The organism is Bacillus sp. PS108, from assembly GCF_037963335.1.
GTDB lineage: Bacteria > Bacillota > Bacilli > Bacillales > Bacillaceae > Bacillus > Bacillus subtilis.
Genome location: NZ_CP150155.1, coordinates 2,506,930 through 2,522,607, shown reverse-complemented (window position 1 = coordinate 2,522,607; position 15,678 = coordinate 2,506,930). Strand labels below are relative to the sequence as shown.

At 36.0% G+C, this 15,678-nt stretch carries 18 protein-coding genes and 2 pseudogenes; 12 read left to right on the top strand and 8 right to left on the bottom strand.

Annotation, left to right across the window (positions count from 1 at the left end):
* Window positions 1-5: 5 nt before the first annotated feature.
* Complete coding sequence (locus NSQ16_RS13030; protein ID WP_003229947.1) at window positions 6-368, top strand: hypothetical protein; 363 nt, start codon at window positions 6-8, stop codon at window positions 366-368.
* Here NSQ16_RS13030 and NSQ16_RS13025 read toward each other — a convergent pair.
* From NSQ16_RS13025 to rapE, 6 genes and pseudogenes are all read right to left on the bottom strand, one after another.
* Window positions 365-511, bottom strand: a complete 147-nt coding sequence (locus NSQ16_RS13025) for a hypothetical protein (RefSeq protein WP_009967791.1) — start codon at window positions 509-511, stop codon at window positions 365-367. The genes NSQ16_RS13030 and NSQ16_RS13025 overlap by 4 nt on opposite strands.
* A gap of 117 nt (window positions 512-628) precedes the next feature.
* Entirely contained in the window at window positions 629-1,207 is a 579-nt protein-coding gene (gene yqcF, locus NSQ16_RS13020; RefSeq protein ID WP_015714310.1) for a type VII secretion system immunity protein YqcF, read from the bottom strand.
* Window positions 1,208-1,221: 14 nt separating this feature from the next.
* A complete protein-coding gene (gene yqcG / locus NSQ16_RS13015; protein WP_015714309.1) occupies window positions 1,222-2,817 on the bottom strand; it encodes an LXG family T7SS effector endonuclease toxin YqcG in 1,596 nt (531 codons plus the stop codon).
* Window positions 2,818-3,186: 369 nt separating this feature from the next.
* A pseudogene (locus NSQ16_RS13010) lies at window positions 3,187-3,346 on the bottom strand (hypothetical protein).
* A 109-nt stretch (window positions 3,347-3,455) separates the two neighbouring features.
* The gene (phrE, locus tag NSQ16_RS13005) at window positions 3,456-3,590 is read right to left on the bottom strand and encodes a phosphatase RapE inhibitor PhrE (protein WP_014114495.1); all 135 of its coding nucleotides are present in this window, start codon (window positions 3,588-3,590) and stop codon (window positions 3,456-3,458) included.
* Window positions 3,580-4,707 carry a response regulator aspartate phosphatase RapE gene (gene rapE / locus NSQ16_RS13000; protein ID WP_015714307.1) on the bottom strand — a complete coding sequence of 376 codons (1,128 nt, stop codon included), beginning with the start codon at window positions 4,705-4,707 and terminating at the stop codon, window positions 3,580-3,582. The genes phrE and rapE overlap by 11 nt, the downstream gene beginning before the upstream one ends.
* A gap of 307 nt (window positions 4,708-5,014) precedes the next feature.
* Between rapE and NSQ16_RS12995 the strand changes: the two genes are divergently transcribed.
* From NSQ16_RS12995 to NSQ16_RS12985, 3 genes are all read left to right on the top strand, one after another.
* Window positions 5,015-5,680 carry a CotZ-related putative spore coat protein gene (locus NSQ16_RS12995; RefSeq protein WP_015714306.1) on the top strand — a complete coding sequence of 222 codons (666 nt, stop codon included), beginning with the start codon at window positions 5,015-5,017 and terminating at the stop codon, window positions 5,678-5,680.
* Between the two features lie 76 nt (window positions 5,681-5,756).
* Window positions 5,757-6,104, top strand: coding sequence for an S-Ena type endospore appendage (locus NSQ16_RS12990; protein ID WP_015714305.1), 348 nt, complete (start codon window positions 5,757-5,759; stop codon window positions 6,102-6,104).
* 50 nt (window positions 6,105-6,154) lie between these two features.
* Window positions 6,155-7,084 (top strand): hypothetical protein, encoded by a 930-nt coding sequence (locus tag NSQ16_RS12985; RefSeq protein ID WP_327837115.1) that lies wholly within the window; start codon window positions 6,155-6,157, stop codon window positions 7,082-7,084.
* Between the two features lie 107 nt (window positions 7,085-7,191).
* On the opposite strand, the gene NSQ16_RS12980 is transcribed toward NSQ16_RS12985, so the two are convergent.
* Both NSQ16_RS12980 and NSQ16_RS12975 read right to left on the bottom strand, forming a co-directional pair.
* Complete coding sequence (locus NSQ16_RS12980) at window positions 7,192-7,332, bottom strand: DUF255 domain-containing protein (protein WP_231940260.1); 141 nt, start codon at window positions 7,330-7,332, stop codon at window positions 7,192-7,194.
* 282 nt (window positions 7,333-7,614) lie between these two features.
* On the bottom strand, window positions 7,615-8,610 hold the full coding sequence (locus NSQ16_RS12975; protein WP_029318099.1) for an acryloyl-CoA reductase: 996 nt from the start codon (window positions 8,608-8,610) through the stop codon (window positions 7,615-7,617).
* Between the two features lie 157 nt (window positions 8,611-8,767).
* On the opposite strand from NSQ16_RS12975, the gene NSQ16_RS12970 reads away from it, so the two are divergent.
* The 8 genes and pseudogenes from NSQ16_RS12970 to NSQ16_RS12935 all read left to right on the top strand — a co-directional run bounded on the left by NSQ16_RS12970 (window position 8,768) and on the right by NSQ16_RS12935 (window position 15,527).
* Window positions 8,768-9,361, top strand: a complete 594-nt coding sequence (locus NSQ16_RS12970; protein ID WP_015714302.1) for a TetR/AcrR family transcriptional regulator — start codon at window positions 8,768-8,770, stop codon at window positions 9,359-9,361.
* 541 nt (window positions 9,362-9,902) lie between these two features.
* A pseudogene (locus NSQ16_RS12965) lies at window positions 9,903-11,266 on the top strand (PepSY domain-containing protein).
* A gap of 28 nt (window positions 11,267-11,294) precedes the next feature.
* On the top strand, window positions 11,295-11,765 hold the full coding sequence (locus tag NSQ16_RS12960) for a FixH family protein (protein ID WP_015714301.1): 471 nt from the start codon (window positions 11,295-11,297) through the stop codon (window positions 11,763-11,765).
* Between the two features lie 313 nt (window positions 11,766-12,078).
* Window positions 12,079-12,843, top strand: coding sequence for a YqcI/YcgG family protein (locus NSQ16_RS12955; protein ID WP_004398670.1), 765 nt, complete (start codon window positions 12,079-12,081; stop codon window positions 12,841-12,843).
* A gap of 371 nt (window positions 12,844-13,214) precedes the next feature.
* Window positions 13,215-13,532 carry an arsenical resistance operon transcriptional regulator ArsR gene (arsR, locus tag NSQ16_RS12950; RefSeq protein ID WP_004399122.1) on the top strand — a complete coding sequence of 106 codons (318 nt, stop codon included), beginning with the start codon at window positions 13,215-13,217 and terminating at the stop codon, window positions 13,530-13,532.
* Between the two features lie 60 nt (window positions 13,533-13,592).
* A complete protein-coding gene (locus NSQ16_RS12945; protein ID WP_003229954.1) occupies window positions 13,593-14,033 on the top strand; it encodes an ArsI/CadI family heavy metal resistance metalloenzyme in 441 nt (146 codons plus the stop codon).
* Between the two features lie 22 nt (window positions 14,034-14,055).
* Window positions 14,056-15,096 carry an arsenite efflux transporter Acr3 gene (gene acr3, locus NSQ16_RS12940; RefSeq protein WP_004398718.1) on the top strand — a complete coding sequence of 347 codons (1,041 nt, stop codon included), beginning with the start codon at window positions 14,056-14,058 and terminating at the stop codon, window positions 15,094-15,096.
* 11 nt (window positions 15,097-15,107) lie between these two features.
* Window positions 15,108-15,527, top strand: coding sequence for a thioredoxin-dependent arsenate reductase (locus NSQ16_RS12935; protein ID WP_004398596.1), 420 nt, complete (start codon window positions 15,108-15,110; stop codon window positions 15,525-15,527).
* The last annotated feature ends 151 nt before the right edge of the window (window positions 15,528-15,678 follow it).

Genomic DNA, 15,678 nt, shown 5'->3' with positions numbered 1-15,678 from the left:
TTGAATTGGTAACAGTAGAAGAAAGGCTTGACAACCTAGAAAAAAAAGTCGAGAAGCAGGCTTTTCAACTAAGGTTAGTCCAACAATTAGCAGCTGATTATGATCGGTTTGGCTTATTTGATCAAGTTTTGGCCTATGATTTAAGTGAAAAACAGTATCAAGAATTAAGAGAGTTAACGAGCCAGTACACTGATAAGATTAAAAATGGCGAAGAGGTCTCTCTTCATAACTTTACTGAAGAATTTAAAAGAATTTTGAAAGATATTGAAAAAGAAGTGGATTTCGAAAAGTTTATTTCTCTCTGGTTAAAGGGACCAGAAGAAGGTTTTGGATTTTCTAAAGCTTTACATAACCATTTCTTTAATTAAAGATAAGGACCAGCCACATAATAAGCTGGTCTTTCTTTATTTTCCCTCAAGTTCGAACTCCTATGAACAGAATACCAGGTATCTATCCTTCCAAATATATTGTTATTAGCTTGAGGGTTTGTGTGTTTTTCTTCATTAATCATAGAATTCTCCTTACCTCAGTCATTTTCTTCTATTATTTGCAGCTGATTTCAAATTAAATAAAATAAGCCCTTCTCATTGAGAGGGGCTTATAAAGTGACTCTTCTTTATTAAAGTCATTAAACAACAGATTCTCTCTTTATATCAAAAATATCAATCTGTTTTGATTCCAGAAGATCTTGTAAATAATCTGAGCCGTGTTTTTCAGCTACTTGCAATTCTCCTTCGGATATAGGTAAAGCCATTAGCCAAGTAACATTTTTGTTACTAAATTCAAGTAGTTCTAAATCTTCCTCCCATAAAAATGGGGGAACGAACATAATATGTTTCATATCGGTTTCCTGATCATACATACTAATCACATTTTTAAAAATAACACCTGGTGCACAAGTGAAATTTGAGTTGATTATATTAAAGGCACAAGTTGATAAAACATTAGCATATATGTCTGAAGCTGACTCCATTGCAGCTACGATTTCTATCCGCAACGGAGTGCCATTCACCTCATAATTAATAGAATGATCCGACAAACCTAGAGTTGAATATGACGTGATACCTTCCTGAGGCTGGTCACTGACCGATAAAATATCAATGCTGCTACTCTTGTTATCATCCCAATATTTCGTAACCTTCGGTTTACCTCCAAAAGCTCCTAAAACTGTTCTAGCAATTACTTTATTTTCTTGTGTAACGCCCATTAGACAATCTCTCCTTAATCTCCAAAGTAATCATCCGTCATATCTTCCCCTTTATGACTCCTATTGGAGGAAGGTAATTCAGGTTGATAATGGTCTGGATTATTATGTTCATCTAAAAATTGCTTTCGACTAATATTTCTTTCCATTGCACTTTGTTGATGTTTTCTAAATTCATAACCTGGTTTATGACCCATATCCCATGGTTCATCTTTTTTCATTACCTGTTTTGTTAACGGGTCTTTAACAGATCCGGTTGAATCCTTAGCATTTTCCCAAACCTTATCTCTAACGCCTTTACGGAAATAAGTTGGTCTTTTGTACGTTTTAGGAACTTTAGGTTTTTTGCTGGTGTTAGTAGATGTTTCGCTAACTCGGGAACTCGATTTTGCATTAAGCTTTTTGTTAATTCCACGAGCTCCGAAAGGAACCAACATTGCCATTGCTCCACTAAGGCTCTGTTCTTGCCTCTCTTTAGAGACTTTATTCCCGAACATATCGCGTCCTGTTATGGCCTCGCTAAAACCATTTGCAGAAGCAAGTCCATAAAGTCCTTTGCTGGAGTTTTGAAGAGCATGGAATGTCTTAGGTGTTTTGTATACATCGAGAGCTTTGTCTGCTCTATACAATGCCTTACTTGTTGAATAAACAGCTTTTCCGCCTTTAGCTAATTTACCTGCCCATCCTACGATAGGGATGTATCCTGCCGCAGCCATTGCACCGGCAGCGACCCGTTGTCCAGCAGTTAGCTTTTCGCCGGTAACAGGATCAACCCCATCAGCGGCTCTTTTATAATCATAATATCCAGAGACCTCTCCTGTAAAATTACAAACAGCATCCCAAGACTTTTCATACCATGGTCTGTTCGCCAGTTCTTCTTGTTCTTTTGCTATTCTTCTTTGTTCCGCCTGTTGGTCCTTAAAAGAGATGTAGTCTGTTGATTGTTTCTTTACATCCTCAGTCATCTTGTGAATCTCACTGTCTCTATAAGCCATCGCATTATAGTGAATAGGAGAGGCGCTTTTGCCTTTTGCTGTCGCATTCATTAAAGCTTGATAATCAGCTTGAATCATTTGTTCATTTGCTTCTGATAGTCCGTATTCTGATGTTAAGTTTTCGTCAACTTCATCCATTTTCTCAATGGCTTCTTTTCGTTTCTTTTCGGCAGACGAAAGTTCATTTTTAAAAGTTTCTGTCGAGAACAGATCCAAAGGCAGTATATCGTTGATATCATTTAATATATCTTGCATGGCTTTTTTCTGTTCAGACATGATGGATTTTGATTTGGTGGAGGCGTTAGCAAGCTCATGCGCTAAAAAGGTTTCTTCTATGTAGGCATCTGATAAGTTGGCGTCTTCTAAGAAACCAGGAATACTCGTTAAGAAAGAAATTTTCATCTCAATTAAATCAATCCATTGGTCAGCAATGCCAGCTTGATCTTCATAAAATGATTTGATGTTATTAGCACCTTTGCCTGAAAACTCGCTATCATCTAAATCTGCAACAGCTTTGAACGCTTTCTTTAATTTGACCATTTTACTTTTTAAATCTTTGTATTCCTTTGCTCGCTTTTCAGCCTCGGTGAGCAAGGTTTTGGCTTCAAATACTTTCATGATCATATCCTTTCATTTAATCGTCATAACAAAATATTACCATGGAAGAATGATGAAACTAACTGTTATGTGGATCAAATGGTGGAAATGAATCATTCGATCTGTGTCATTTTACCTATTTGTTAATCCTTTCAATGAAAGGGGACTTTCCAATTGTAACATCGCCATCATGAAAAAATTCGATAACGTAGCCAAATTCACTAAACATAAAAGTATCTGATCCAACGGCAGTTACATCATCAATTACGTTTAATGCATGCTCAAGACTGGTTTTTAATGCTGGCTGTTCTCCGTAACCCCAAAGAATAATAATGTTCCTATCTTTAAAATGGTGTTTAGCTAGCCAATCGTAAATCTCGTCCTCGTAAACTATAGATTGATGACAACAAACTTCTTTCCACTTGATTTGTCCCCAAGATGTAAAGGGAAAACTGTTTGAAAGCAGTTCATAATAATTTGCCGTTAATTCTTCTGATAAGATTTCTTTGTTTTTCCCTAGAGCTTCTAAGCATTCATCAAATAAGTCCAAAATGTTCACCTCAAAAGCTTTATGTATGATGGATTTTTTCAGTATCAGAAATAAGAAAAAGCCGTTATGAAACGGCTAAAGGGAATCAGAACTAATGTTGTTTATCGAATCAAACAAGGAATTCATGAGTAGGTGCTAGAGTTACATTCCGGGATGCTTCCTTCATTTCGCCATTAGACATAGATCCGAAAAAGGCAAGTCCAATTAAAACGGCGGATAAACTGATAAACAATTTAGATTTCATACATGCATTCCCCTTTCGATATTTGCTTTTGAGCATATACCATCTTCTTGAAACAGATGATACTATCCTCTATTTTTCCATTATAATCGAAAAGGTTGCCTCCTAACAATGCCAGCTCTTCCAGATAAGGGTATCCTTTGCCGTTCTCTAAACGAGAAAAAATGTTGAGGAGTTTAGGTGTATCGCCATTTCTTATATAAAGAACGTCTAATGCTTCAAATAAGTTCATAAAAAGTTCGTCTTTAAAATCTACAGCACTTCTAATTCCTTTGCGGAAGCAATCCATTGCTTGTTCTTTTTTGCCTTGTTTAAAATAAATCAATGCTAGGTCATGATAAGCTTGCGGAAGTACGTCAGAGTTAATTTTTCTGTATTGAACCAAGGCTTGTTCGATGTAACGAGCAGCCTTATTTAAGTTGTCCATTTTGTGATAACAATTGCCGAGATTGAAAAACGCAGTGGCATAGATATGAGTATTTTTACTTTTAAGCAGCTCAGCACCTTTTAAAGCTTCTTGAAGGTGGGGGAGAGCTTTCTCATGATTTTCAAGGTCATCATAGTTACCGGCAATGACAAAATGGCACTGTATACGCCGAACAGAATAAAGCTCGTGTTTTTTATAGATGTTATATGAAAGCTCAGCGTAATGCATCGAAATGTGTGTCATTTTCATATGATAATAGACTTCAGACAGTTTAAAATAAAACTCAGCTTTTTCAATCTTGTCGGAGATTGTAGGAATTTTGCGTTCAGCTTTTTTGTAATATGTAATGGCCTTTGTGTATTCACCGTTTCTAAACTCATACATCCCGCGGAAGAAGTTATAATAATATGCCCGCATATTGTCTAGCTTCTTCTTATGCCCTTCGATTTTCTTTAAATATTCTGAAAGTTCCATTCGGTTTTCATCGGATGGCATCGTGTATTCCAACATGATTTTATGGCGGAAGGCCATTAATTGATAATAAATAAGCAAATCTTGATCTTCTTCCATAACCTCTATATCACGTTCGATTTCAGCTTTTAACATTTCAGCATCAGTAACGTTGAATTTTTGAATATGCCTATGCCATTCATTAATCTTCATTCCCACTTCAGCTGATGTGATTGATATCAAGATATTCACCCTTCCCTTAACTCTACTAGTAATGTAAATATTAACAAGTTTTGGTTCGCAGAAAAAGGCAATAGGGCACCGCAATTTAAATTTTCGGTGAGACCGCAATAACTTTTTTATTACACTTGTTGGCCTCTCATCTTCTTGTTTTAGTTAGTCAATTTGTCTAGAAGATCACCAATTACATAGCATCAAATACAAGTCAATGAAGGTGTACCTCACCAAATGCACAATTAATCTCACGTCACATATTATAAGTTATAAAAAGCCACTTTAACTTTAAAGCAATGAATTGAGTTGGTTTAACTTGACATGCTGCATCATTGAAAAACTTAAACGAATTCAAAGTGAAAAACAAATAAAAGTTGATGAATGTTTTGCTGTAACACCAGTTTTTTTAATTAATCAAGAAGGAGAACATTTTATTGCATCTGGCATATCGAATGGAGAACTATTTCAGACGTGTTATTTTAAAGTTATTTCGGTTAATGAACTGCGAAAATGTGTTGTGCTAGAATTACTCGTTCCTTGTTGTATGAAAACATTATGTGCCAATAAGGTTTTGTATCGTTCAGATTCACGTATTTTGATTGATATTTCATTTTTTTGTGGTATTGGTGAAGTTAAAATTCCTGTATATGATTATCTGATTTTAAAACCAAGTATAAAAGATAAATTTGAAATTTGTTTTTTAACAAATGAAAATAAAACAGGAGTTCTATGGAACAACGAATCTAACTTTGCTAATACTGCTACAGTCACTCTTCATCATAAAGATACCAAGAATTCTTCGATTAAAATTATTCTTCAGACTAAAGAAAATATATATTCATTAGGTGTGAATAAAGGAGAAAGTTGCTCTATTACGGTTAAAGATCTTGAGTGTCTTAAGATCGAATCATCAAAAAGAAAATCGAAAGGACAAATAGATGTTCAGCTGAATCACATTATTAAATCTATTAAATATTTTTAAGTTTGGTTGATTATCCAATCGAAATTGTTTTTAATAACATATTTTTATAAAGATAATATGAATGAGGAGGATAATTATGGCTATTTTGGGCGGTTGTAGTAACGAGCAAACGGGTTTTGTAAACGATGCTGTATGTTTCACGATTGATTTGGGGGATACTGGAGCTGTAGCTACACCAGTTTGGGAAGACGCAACTTCTTTTGTTATAAATGGAACAATAATGGTAGAAAACAATGGGATTGTAGGAGTAGGCCCCACAGCTTCTCTTACAGTTAATGGAACAGCAGTTGCGGGATTTACAGTAGCACCAGGAGAAAGTAGATCAATCACTTTGAATGATATCAACTCAATAGGTATTGTTGGGGCAGGGGGAACTGGAACAGCAAATGTGACCGTTTCTTTTTCATTAAATTATCAATATTAATCAGTTTGTATCTTTGATTCCACAAACTTTTGCTGAAAGTAGTGACAGAAATGTGCGCTCAACTTAACGCATGTGGAGGTAGTAGTAGAGGACCAACAGGACCGACCGGAGCAACGGGAGCAACCGGACCAACGGGTGCAACCGGAATAACAGGAGCAACCGGACCAACGGGAGTAACGGGAATAACCGGACCAACGGGTGCAACCGGAATAACAGGAGCAACCGGACCAACGGGAGTAACGGGAATAACCGGACCAACGGGTGCAACAGGACCAACCGGAGCAACGGGAGCAACAGGGGCAACCGGAATAACGGGAGCAACAGGAATAACAGGACCAACCGGACCAACGGGTGCAACCGGAATAACAGGAGCAACCGGACCAACGGGAGTAACGGGAGCAACAGGAATAACCGGACCAACGGGTGCAACAGGACCAACCGGAGCAACGGGAGCAACCGGAATAACGGGAGCAACCGGAATAACGGGAGCAACGGGACCAACGGGAGTAACGGGAGCAACAGGAATAACCGGACCAACAGGAATAACCGGACCAACAGGAACAGGCGGAAGTGTAACAGGAAACTCTATGTATGCATCTAATACAGTTGGTAGTACAATTGCAGTGGTACTGGGTGGTTCCCCAGTACCCTTACCGAACAATCAAAGCTTAGACGGTTTTACAGTAAATGGAGGTAATAATATGTTTACTGTGCCAGTGGCAGGACGTTATTATCTCTCATATCAAATCAATACCACTCTTTCATTACTTGCTGGTTCTAGATTAATGCGTAATGGTGATCCAATACCAGGTTCAATCATTTCTCCAGCAGTATCAACTTCTAGTTACAATGATGATGTGTTCGCTACTTTGGATGCAGGAGACAGAATATCACTTCAATTATTCGGAGTAGTAGCTACAGTTATTCTTTTAGGAGGGGGATCAACCGGAGCAGCCTTGACTATCATTCGATTAAACTAATAAGTTATAAAAAGGAATTCAAATGAGTTCCTTTTTTATTTGTCTTTAATTACAATTTCAAAGTTATGTACATCTTAAGGGATATGTGTAGATACACGAACTTGTCACTAATGAAAGTTCGAATAACCGATGCTGACCAGAAACGGCTTGTTTTCGCATTTGGCTTTTTCAAAGTCTTCTTCTCTCCAAGGGAACCAGTCAAACAGGGGTGTGGGTGTATTGTAGTAAATATGGAGACTTCTCAGCATTAGTCTATTGAGTTTATTGTGACAAGGTGGGTTCCTATTTATTTGAGCTTTGTTTGCCCATAAACGAAACTCTAGACTAGGAGCCACATTTATAATGTACGATGAATAAGCGTTTTCATATCATTAAGACTGTGTAAGCTGAATGGGGAGGATCACTCCTTATATTTTTGCATTTACATAAAGTAAGCTATAATAAGTAAAGGAATTCCTGTTGAGAATCCCTTTACTAGCCCTTTAAGACATTGTTTCATCTTTAGCAACTGGATGAGTTCTGATGAATAATCATACGATATTTACAATCGTTCTCCCTCTTACTTGTCCTTCCAATATTTCAGGAAGAACGTTAGGAAGTTGATCTAAAGTAATTTCTTGTGAAATAAATTCCTCTAAACTAGATGGTTTAAAATCTGTTGCTACACGATGCCATGTTTTTAACCGTGTTTCCATTGGACAATATACAGAATCAATCCCAAGTAAATTAACACCTCTTAAGATGAATGGAAAAACAGTAGTTGGCAGTTTTGTTCCAGCTGTTAATCCACTAACAGCAACGGAACCTCCATATTGAATTTGGCTTAAGATAGAGGCAAGAGGTTCCCCGCCTACAGGATCAACAGCTGCCGCCCATTTTTGTGATCCTAAGGCTTTAACCTTCCCTCCATAGGTCATATCCCGTGAAATAATTGTACTAGCTCCAAGTTTTCGTAAGTAATCATATTCTGATTCTTTACCTGTACTAGCTTCTACTTGATAACCGAGAGAGTTAAGGAATGAAACAGCAAAACTACCAACACCACCTGTTGCTCCTGTTACCAGAACTTTTCCTTTTTCAGGAGATAGGTTGTTTTCTTCTAGACGTTGAATAGACAGTGCCGCTGTGAAGCCAGCTGTTCCTACTATCATTGCTTCTTTGAGGGTCAAATTATCGGGTAAAGGTACAATCCAGTCTCCAGGGAGACTTGCATATTCGCTAAAACCGCCAAAATGAGAAACACCTATATCATAACTTGTGGCAATCACCTTATCCCCCTCTTTAAAGCGAGGATCATTAGAAGAAATGACTACACCTGCTAAATCTATACCCGGTATAAATGGGTATTTTCTTACGATTTTCCCATTGGGGTTCCCTGCAAGTCCATCTTTGTAGTTAATTCCAGAGTAGTGTACTTGGATGTGGACATCACTTTCTGGTAAAAACGCTGGAGAAACATTCTTTACTTTAATTGAAAATTCATCATCAACTTTGTTTACAACTAGAGCCTTGAATTCGTCTTTCATTTTATAAATCCTCCAATATGCTATCTTGATGTGAAACCACTTTAAGTATACACAATTATTCTGACCGGTCAAACTATTTTGTCTGGTCAGAATAATTTTGTGTGGATTTCATGAACTGTTGTATACTAATTGAAGGTTAGCTTTCTGGAGGTTTATTATGAAGAAAAAAGCAGAAGAAAGAAAGAATCAGATATTAAGGGCAGCTTTCCAAGCTGTGTCAACACAAGGTTATAATTCAGTTACACTACAAAGTATTGCTGATCACGCAGGAGTTAGTAAGGGCGTCGTGCATTATTACTTTGATAATAAGGAAGATACCCTTTCTCAACTACTTGAGTGGATTACAAATAAAATTTATAAACATGAATTGAAAGCAGTGGATTCGGAATCTACGCCACTGGATAAGTTGAAAGCTTATGTAAATTCAATATTTGTCTCTCCCGAGGAAAATGAAAAGTTTTACAAGGTTTATTTAGATTTCTTGTCTCAGGCAACCCGAAATGAAACGTACAGGAAAATTAACCATAGCTTTTATCAACAGTGCTGGGGCATCACATCTAACATTATTATTTTTGGACAGGAAACAGGAGTATTTGACCAAAGTATAGATGTTGAAAAAGCTTCAAAAACAATGCGATCTATTGTAGATGGATTGCTCATTCAATGGCTAATGAGTGAAGATATAAATTCACATGAATATTATAAAGAGATTTGTTATCAGAGCTTTTTAAGTCTTCTAAAGCTCACTTAATTCTATTGGTTCAATCTCTACTCTTTACGTAACAGAAAAAGATATAGCGAATATAAAAACAGAAATGAGGCCTGAAGTATAACAAGCGTTGAGGTAAGCAAGGATTATAGTGCTAGCCTTAAAACCATATAATGAATGACTTCACTACTTCATAAGCATTCACTTTATTTAAGATACCAAACTATATTGGTATCTTTTTTGTTTTGGAGTTTTATTAAATCTTCTTTAGGATTTCATGACTTGCACCAAAGTAAGGTTATTCTTGTTTGAAAAAATGGAATCTAAACAAAACCTATGCGTAAAATCTTAAAAGACCTTAAAAGAGTCTTTTTTTGTTATGAAATAACATAATTCAACAAAAATTAACAAATATTAACATGATCGTATTGTTGTTATAAGGTCTCTTTAGTATTTTTTTAAAAAGAGAGAATGAGGAAGGGGCTATGTAATTTGTCTTGCACATTTCTTTTTGTAACAACATTAAATATTGACTTTGTGATAAGACAATAATTTGTTTTAGAAAATAAAAAGGAGAAAACAAATGTTAAAATCAGATTATTCTGCAATTGAAAAGAAGGAATATTCTAAGAGAAAAACAGCGAGAACTTCACTTTATCAGACAGTTTGGCGATGGCATTTTTATGCGGGTTTGATCTTTTTGCCTTTCTTACTTATATTGGCTGTCACAGGTGGTGTGTACTTGTTTAAGCCTCAAATCGAAAATCATTTATACAAAGATCTATACGAGGTTCAGGCAGAATCAAAAACAGTCTCTCCATCAGTACAATTTGAAGCAATAAAAGAAAGGTATCCTGACGCTGAAATAATAAAATATAGACCCAGTGATCATCCAGAACGATCTGCCGAAGTGGGTATTGTTTCCAAAGACAGTTCCTATATTGTGTTTGTTAATCCACATAATGGGCAAATTATAGGGCAACTTGCTGATGATAATCGAATAATGGATAAAATCGAAGAATTTCACGGTGAATTAATGGCAGGAACAGCAGGGGACAGAATTGTGGAATTAACAGCTTGTTGGGCGCTAATACTTATCGTGACCGGTATTTATTTATGGTGGCCCAGAAATAGAATGAAGGTACGGGGTGTCATGATTCCCAGAGTTACAAAAGGAAAGAAAATATTGACTAGGGATTTACATGCAGTACCTGCATTCTGGATTTCTGCAGGCATGTTATTTTTGGTTTTAACGGGATTACCATGGTCTGGTTTATGGGGAAACACATTTCAGCAATTAACTACAAATTCAGGATTCGGATATCCTCCATCTATTTGGGTTGGAGAAGCTCCGACATCAACTCAAACAAAAGAAGTTGCCGATGTCCCTTGGGCAGCTGAGAATCTAGAAGTTCCTGTTTCAAGTAACTTTCTATTGATGATGTTGTAACGATTGCAGAAGAACAAAACATTACGCCTGGTTATGATATTTACATTCCTCAAAAAACTGACGGAGTTTATACAATGTCCGTTTTTCCGCCCAAAGCACAAGATGAGGCAACGATGCATATAGATCAATACACGGGGGCTGTCCTAGCAGATTATCGTTATGACAACTACGGCACTATGGGAAAAATAATTGCTCTTGGAATAACTCTTCACAAAGGGACACAGTTTGGACTGGTTAACCAATTGATCGGTTTAATGATCTGTATTGGAATTGTAGCAGTTGGGATAAGTGGATTTATTCTTTGGTGGAAACGTAAACCTGCCGGAAAGTTAGGGGCACCAAAATCTCCCGAACTCAAAACCATGAAACTCCTAATACTTATCATCATAATGTTTGGTGTCCTATTCCCTTTGGTAGGAATATCTCTTGTGCTAGTCTGGATAATTGATAATCTCCTCATTAAAAGGATTTCAAAGTTGAAAACCATAATAAATTAATAAAAATTGATTGATTAGTGAGGTCGATTTGAATAGTAGAGGATTGTCTTTCTTTTTCCTAATCATATTAATGCTCCTATTAACTTCATGCACTGTTGATCCTAATGCTGCTGACCAGTATGTACAATCAAAACAACTTGATGTAGAGATAATTTTACCTTCTAGCCTATCAAAGAATAAAGAACAAAATTTAAAAATGAAACTGACGCAAGAAGGAAAAAAAGTAGAGTATGCAACGAATGTAAAGTTTGAGATATGGAAAGAAAATCATAAAGAGCATTTAGAAGTGGTAGAAGCTGAGTATGAAAACAATGGGATATACGTTGCTACAAAGACATTTACTGATGATGGCTTATATAATATTAAAGCAGATGTAAAAACAAGAGACGCACATGTAATGCCCACCAGACAGGTTATAGTCGGTAAGCTACTTGAAGAGGACAAGAACGTTTTTAAACCTGATAACAAAAAGCATCAAGAGCATCAAAATCATCACTAATCTAAGTGCATACTGTTTTAGAGATAATACCAATATGTTTACTTTTTACTCAATTAAAGATCGTTTGTTGGTGTTAAAATAAAAAAATCCAGAAAGTCCGGCGTTATACGTTTTGAGGGCTGAGTGTGCATGAACGTCTAAACGCAGACTTAAACCTGGATTTTTGTTTTTTGTGATAAGCAAATACTACTTACCCATTAAAGCATTAACCATTTAATTAATATTCATTCGGATTTATGAAAAAGTAATTAGACATTCACCTCCTTCGTGCTCCCGCAATACATTATGATAAATGCCTTCGGAGGTGGATTTATTGACTGAGTTATATGCTAAAAGTGATCTTGAAAAAATTAAAGAAACGCTACCTGGTTGGCAATTAGATTCGTTTAACTATTTGAATGAAAAAATAGGTGATAAAGAAAATAAATTTCCTTGTATACCGGGAAGGCAAGCATTTTTAAGCGACCAGCTGCGAATTGCTTTTGTCGGTGATCCTAGGAATCCCGAGACTGCGAAGGAATTAGCGCCATTGCTTACTCGGTATGGAACTATTTCACGAGAGACAGGAAAGTATGCATCATTAACTGTAATATTTCATACACCAGAAGAATTACTGACTGATTACAAAATTGAGGATTACGAATCGTTGTTTTGGCAGTTGCTCAATTCATTGAGTATGGAAGATCCAGCTGATTGGCCAGATGATATACCAGAAAATCCAGATAACTTTCAATGGGAATACTGTTTTAATGGAGAACCATATTTTGTTCTGTGTGCTACACCGGCTCACAGCAAAAGAAAAAGCAGAAGTTTTCCTTATTTTATGTTGACGTTTCAGCCTAGATGGGTTTTTGAGGATCTAAATGATACTACTGCATTTGGACGAAATATGAGTAAGCAAATTCGAAAAAGGCTTGAGGCATATGATGAAGTACCTATCCATCCGCATTTAGGATGGTATGGAAAAAAAGACAATCTGGAGTGGAAACAGTACTTCTTGCGAGATGATGAAAATCAAGTGTCACAATGCCCTTTTATGAAAATGAAGAACTTATTCAAAAAGAAAAGGTCTGATTAAATTGTTTAAAACCTTATGTGGAAGGATGGATTGAATGGCTTATATCTTCACATAAGGTTTTAATTGATGATAAATCTGTGTGCTCTGACTAAATACGTATTATCTCGAATTATTATCGATTCTACATATTCACAAAAATTATTTAATGTTTTTTTCTTGAAATTAGAAATTAGCGTTTATGATCTCCGTTGCTGTAGTAGCAAAGTAGCGATGGAGGAAATAATAAAAATGGAAAACCTCTATCTGGTTACACAAGCTTTTAGCGGGTTTTACAATTAATCAAAATAAATTGATTTATTTGCTTGCATTAATTTAAAAATCATGAGTATAATAAATACATCAAAAAAAATTGATTAAAGAAGGCGATATGAATGGATGAGACGAAATCAGAACTGCTACGGAAATATGAACAAAAATTTAAGGCTCTTGCTGATCAGAAACGATTAGAGATCATGTATGAACTTTGTCAAAGGGGAAAAACCTGTGTTTGTGATCTGACTGAGATTTTTGAGGTGACGCAATCTAAACTTTCTTATCATCTAAAAATTTTATTGGATGCCAACTTAATAACGAAAGAGACAAAGGGAACATGGAGTTATTATGATCTAAATGATGAGGAAGTAAATGGTTTATTATCAGAAGAGCTTTGTTGTATATTTAGAAAAAAAGGTGAAGGAGATTGCTGCTAAAAAAATTTTTTAGGTATTATATCAAATTTTTTTGATTAATATATAAGAGGGGGAATTAAAATGAAATATGTTCATGTAGGGGTTAACGTTGTCAGTTTAGAGAAATCGATCAATTTTTATGAAAAAGTTTTTGGAGTAAAGGCTGTAAAAGTAAAAACAGACTATGCAAAGTTTCTATTAGAGACTCCTGGACTGAATTTCACTTTAAATGTCGCAGATGAGGTGAAGGGAAATCAAGTGAATCATTTTGGATTCCAAGTAGATAGTTTGGAAGAAGTTTTGAAACACAAGAAAAGGCTTGAAAAAGAAGGGTTTTTTGCACGTGAAGAAATGGATACGACTTGTTGTTATGCAGTCCAAGATAAATTTTGGATTACTGATCCAGATGGGAACGAGTGGGAATTTTTCTATACCAAATCGAACAGCGAGGTTCAAAAACAAGATTCCTCCTCTTGTTGTGTAACACCGCCAAGTGATATTACAACGAACTCTTGCTGTTAGTAAAAAAGGTGAGGATAAAGTAATGAAACGTTTATCTTTTTTAGACCGTTATTTAACCATCTGGATTTTTCTTGCGATGGCATTGGGGATAGGATTAGGTTTTATATTTCCGAGTTTTGTTGGTGGATTAAACAAATTACAAGTAGGAACTACATCTATCCCTTTAGCTATTGGATTAGTATTAATGATGTATCCACCACTAGCAAAGGTTCGATATGAAGAAATTGGACGGGTATTTAAAGATATTAAAGTGTTAATTTTATCTTTAGTGCAAAACTGGATCATCGGACCGACTCTCATGTTTATTTTGGCTATCATCTTTTTGCCAGATAAACCGGAGTATATGATTGGGCTTATTATGATTGGATTAGCTCGCTGTATTGCGATGGTTATTGTTTGGAATGACTTATCAAAAGGTGATACGGAATACGCGGCAGGATTAGTTGCTTTCAACTCAATTTTCCAAATGCTTTTTTTCTCAGTTTATGCTTACATTTTTGTAACAGTTATTCCGCAATGGTTAGGGATGGAAGGAGCAGTAGTGAATATTACGATGGCAGAAGTCGCAAAATCAGTATTCATTTACCTTGGAGTTCCTTTTATTGCAGGAATGGTGACACGTTATATTTTTGTAAAAGTGAAGGGCAAAGAATGGTATGAAAAAGTGTTCATTCCTAAGATTAGTCCAATTACGTTAATTGCTTTGCTATTTACAATTATCGTCATGTTTTCCTTAAAAGGTGATGTAATTGTTAGCTTGCCGTTAGATGTTGTCCGAGTTGCGATTCCATTATTGATTTACTTTGTTTTAATGTTCTTTGTTTCCTTCTTTTTAGGGAAGAAAATCGGGGCAAACTATGCTGTAACTACTACTTTAGCTTTTACAGCAGGAAGCAATAACTTTGAATTAGCGATTGCTGTAGCTGTTGGTGTATTTGGAATTCATTCGGGTGCAGCATTTGCCGCCGTAATTGGTCCGCTTGTAGAAGTGCCAGTCATGATAGCACTTGTTAAGGTTGCTTTATGGTTTCAACGAAAATACTTTGGAAGTCACTCGATGTAGAGGTGGAATATATGGAGAATAAAATCATTTACTTTTTATGTACAGGGAACTCTTGCCGGAGCCAAATGGCTGAAGGATGGGCTAAACAATATTTAGGTGATGAGTGGAAAGTGTATAGCGCGGGGATAGAAGCACATGGATTAAATCCGAATGCTGTTAAAGCGATGAAGGAAGTTGGTATAGATATCTCTAATCAAACGTCAGATATAATCGATTCTGATATTCTGAACAATGCTGATTTAGTTGTTACGCTTTGTGGAGATGCTGCTGATAAATGCCCGATGACGCCTCCACATGTAAAACGTGAGCATTGGGGTTTTGATGATCCGGCAAGAGCACAAGGGACAGAAGAAGAAAAATGGGCGTTTTTCCAAAGAGTTCGTGATGAAATAGGGAATAGGTTGAAGGAATTTGCTGAAACAGGGAAATAAATAAACTCTTTTGTTAAAGGATGCATATTTATATGTGTCCTTTTTTTATTAATGTCTAGCTATACGAACTTGACACCAGTGAAATGTCATTAACTATCTAACAATGAAAAACACTACTCCATTGTACTCTCAAATAATAATAAATCATTGA

Coding starts and splice junctions, on each gene's coding strand:
- NSQ16_RS13025 (WP_009967791.1), bottom strand. CDS start 511: ATGATTAATGAAGAAAAACACACAAACCCTCAAGCTAATAACAATATA.
- yqcF (WP_015714310.1), bottom strand. CDS start 1,207: ATGGGCGTTACACAAGAAAATAAAGTAATTGCTAGAACAGTTTTAGGA.
- yqcG (WP_015714309.1), bottom strand. CDS start 2,817: ATGAAAGTATTTGAAGCCAAAACCTTGCTCACCGAGGCTGAAAAGCGA.
- phrE (WP_014114495.1), bottom strand. CDS start 3,590: ATGAAATCTAAATTGTTTATCAGTTTATCCGCCGTTTTAATTGGACTT.
- NSQ16_RS12990 (WP_015714305.1), top strand. CDS start 5,757: ATGGCTATTTTGGGCGGTTGTAGTAACGAGCAAACGGGTTTTGTAAAC.
- NSQ16_RS12985 (WP_327837115.1), top strand. CDS start 6,155: ATGTGCGCTCAACTTAACGCATGTGGAGGTAGTAGTAGAGGACCAACA.
- NSQ16_RS12980 (WP_231940260.1), bottom strand. CDS start 7,332: ATGCTGAGAAGTCTCCATATTTACTACAATACACCCACACCCCTGTTT.
- NSQ16_RS12975 (WP_029318099.1), bottom strand. CDS start 8,610: ATGAAAGACGAATTCAAGGCTCTAGTTGTAAACAAAGTTGATGATGAA.
- NSQ16_RS12970 (WP_015714302.1), top strand. CDS start 8,768: ATGAAGAAAAAAGCAGAAGAAAGAAAGAATCAGATATTAAGGGCAGCT.
- arsR (WP_004399122.1), top strand. CDS start 13,215: ATGGATGAGACGAAATCAGAACTGCTACGGAAATATGAACAAAAATTT.
- NSQ16_RS12945 (WP_003229954.1), top strand. CDS start 13,593: ATGAAATATGTTCATGTAGGGGTTAACGTTGTCAGTTTAGAGAAATCG.
- acr3 (WP_004398718.1), top strand. CDS start 14,056: ATGAAACGTTTATCTTTTTTAGACCGTTATTTAACCATCTGGATTTTT.
- NSQ16_RS12935 (WP_004398596.1), top strand. CDS start 15,108: ATGGAGAATAAAATCATTTACTTTTTATGTACAGGGAACTCTTGCCGG.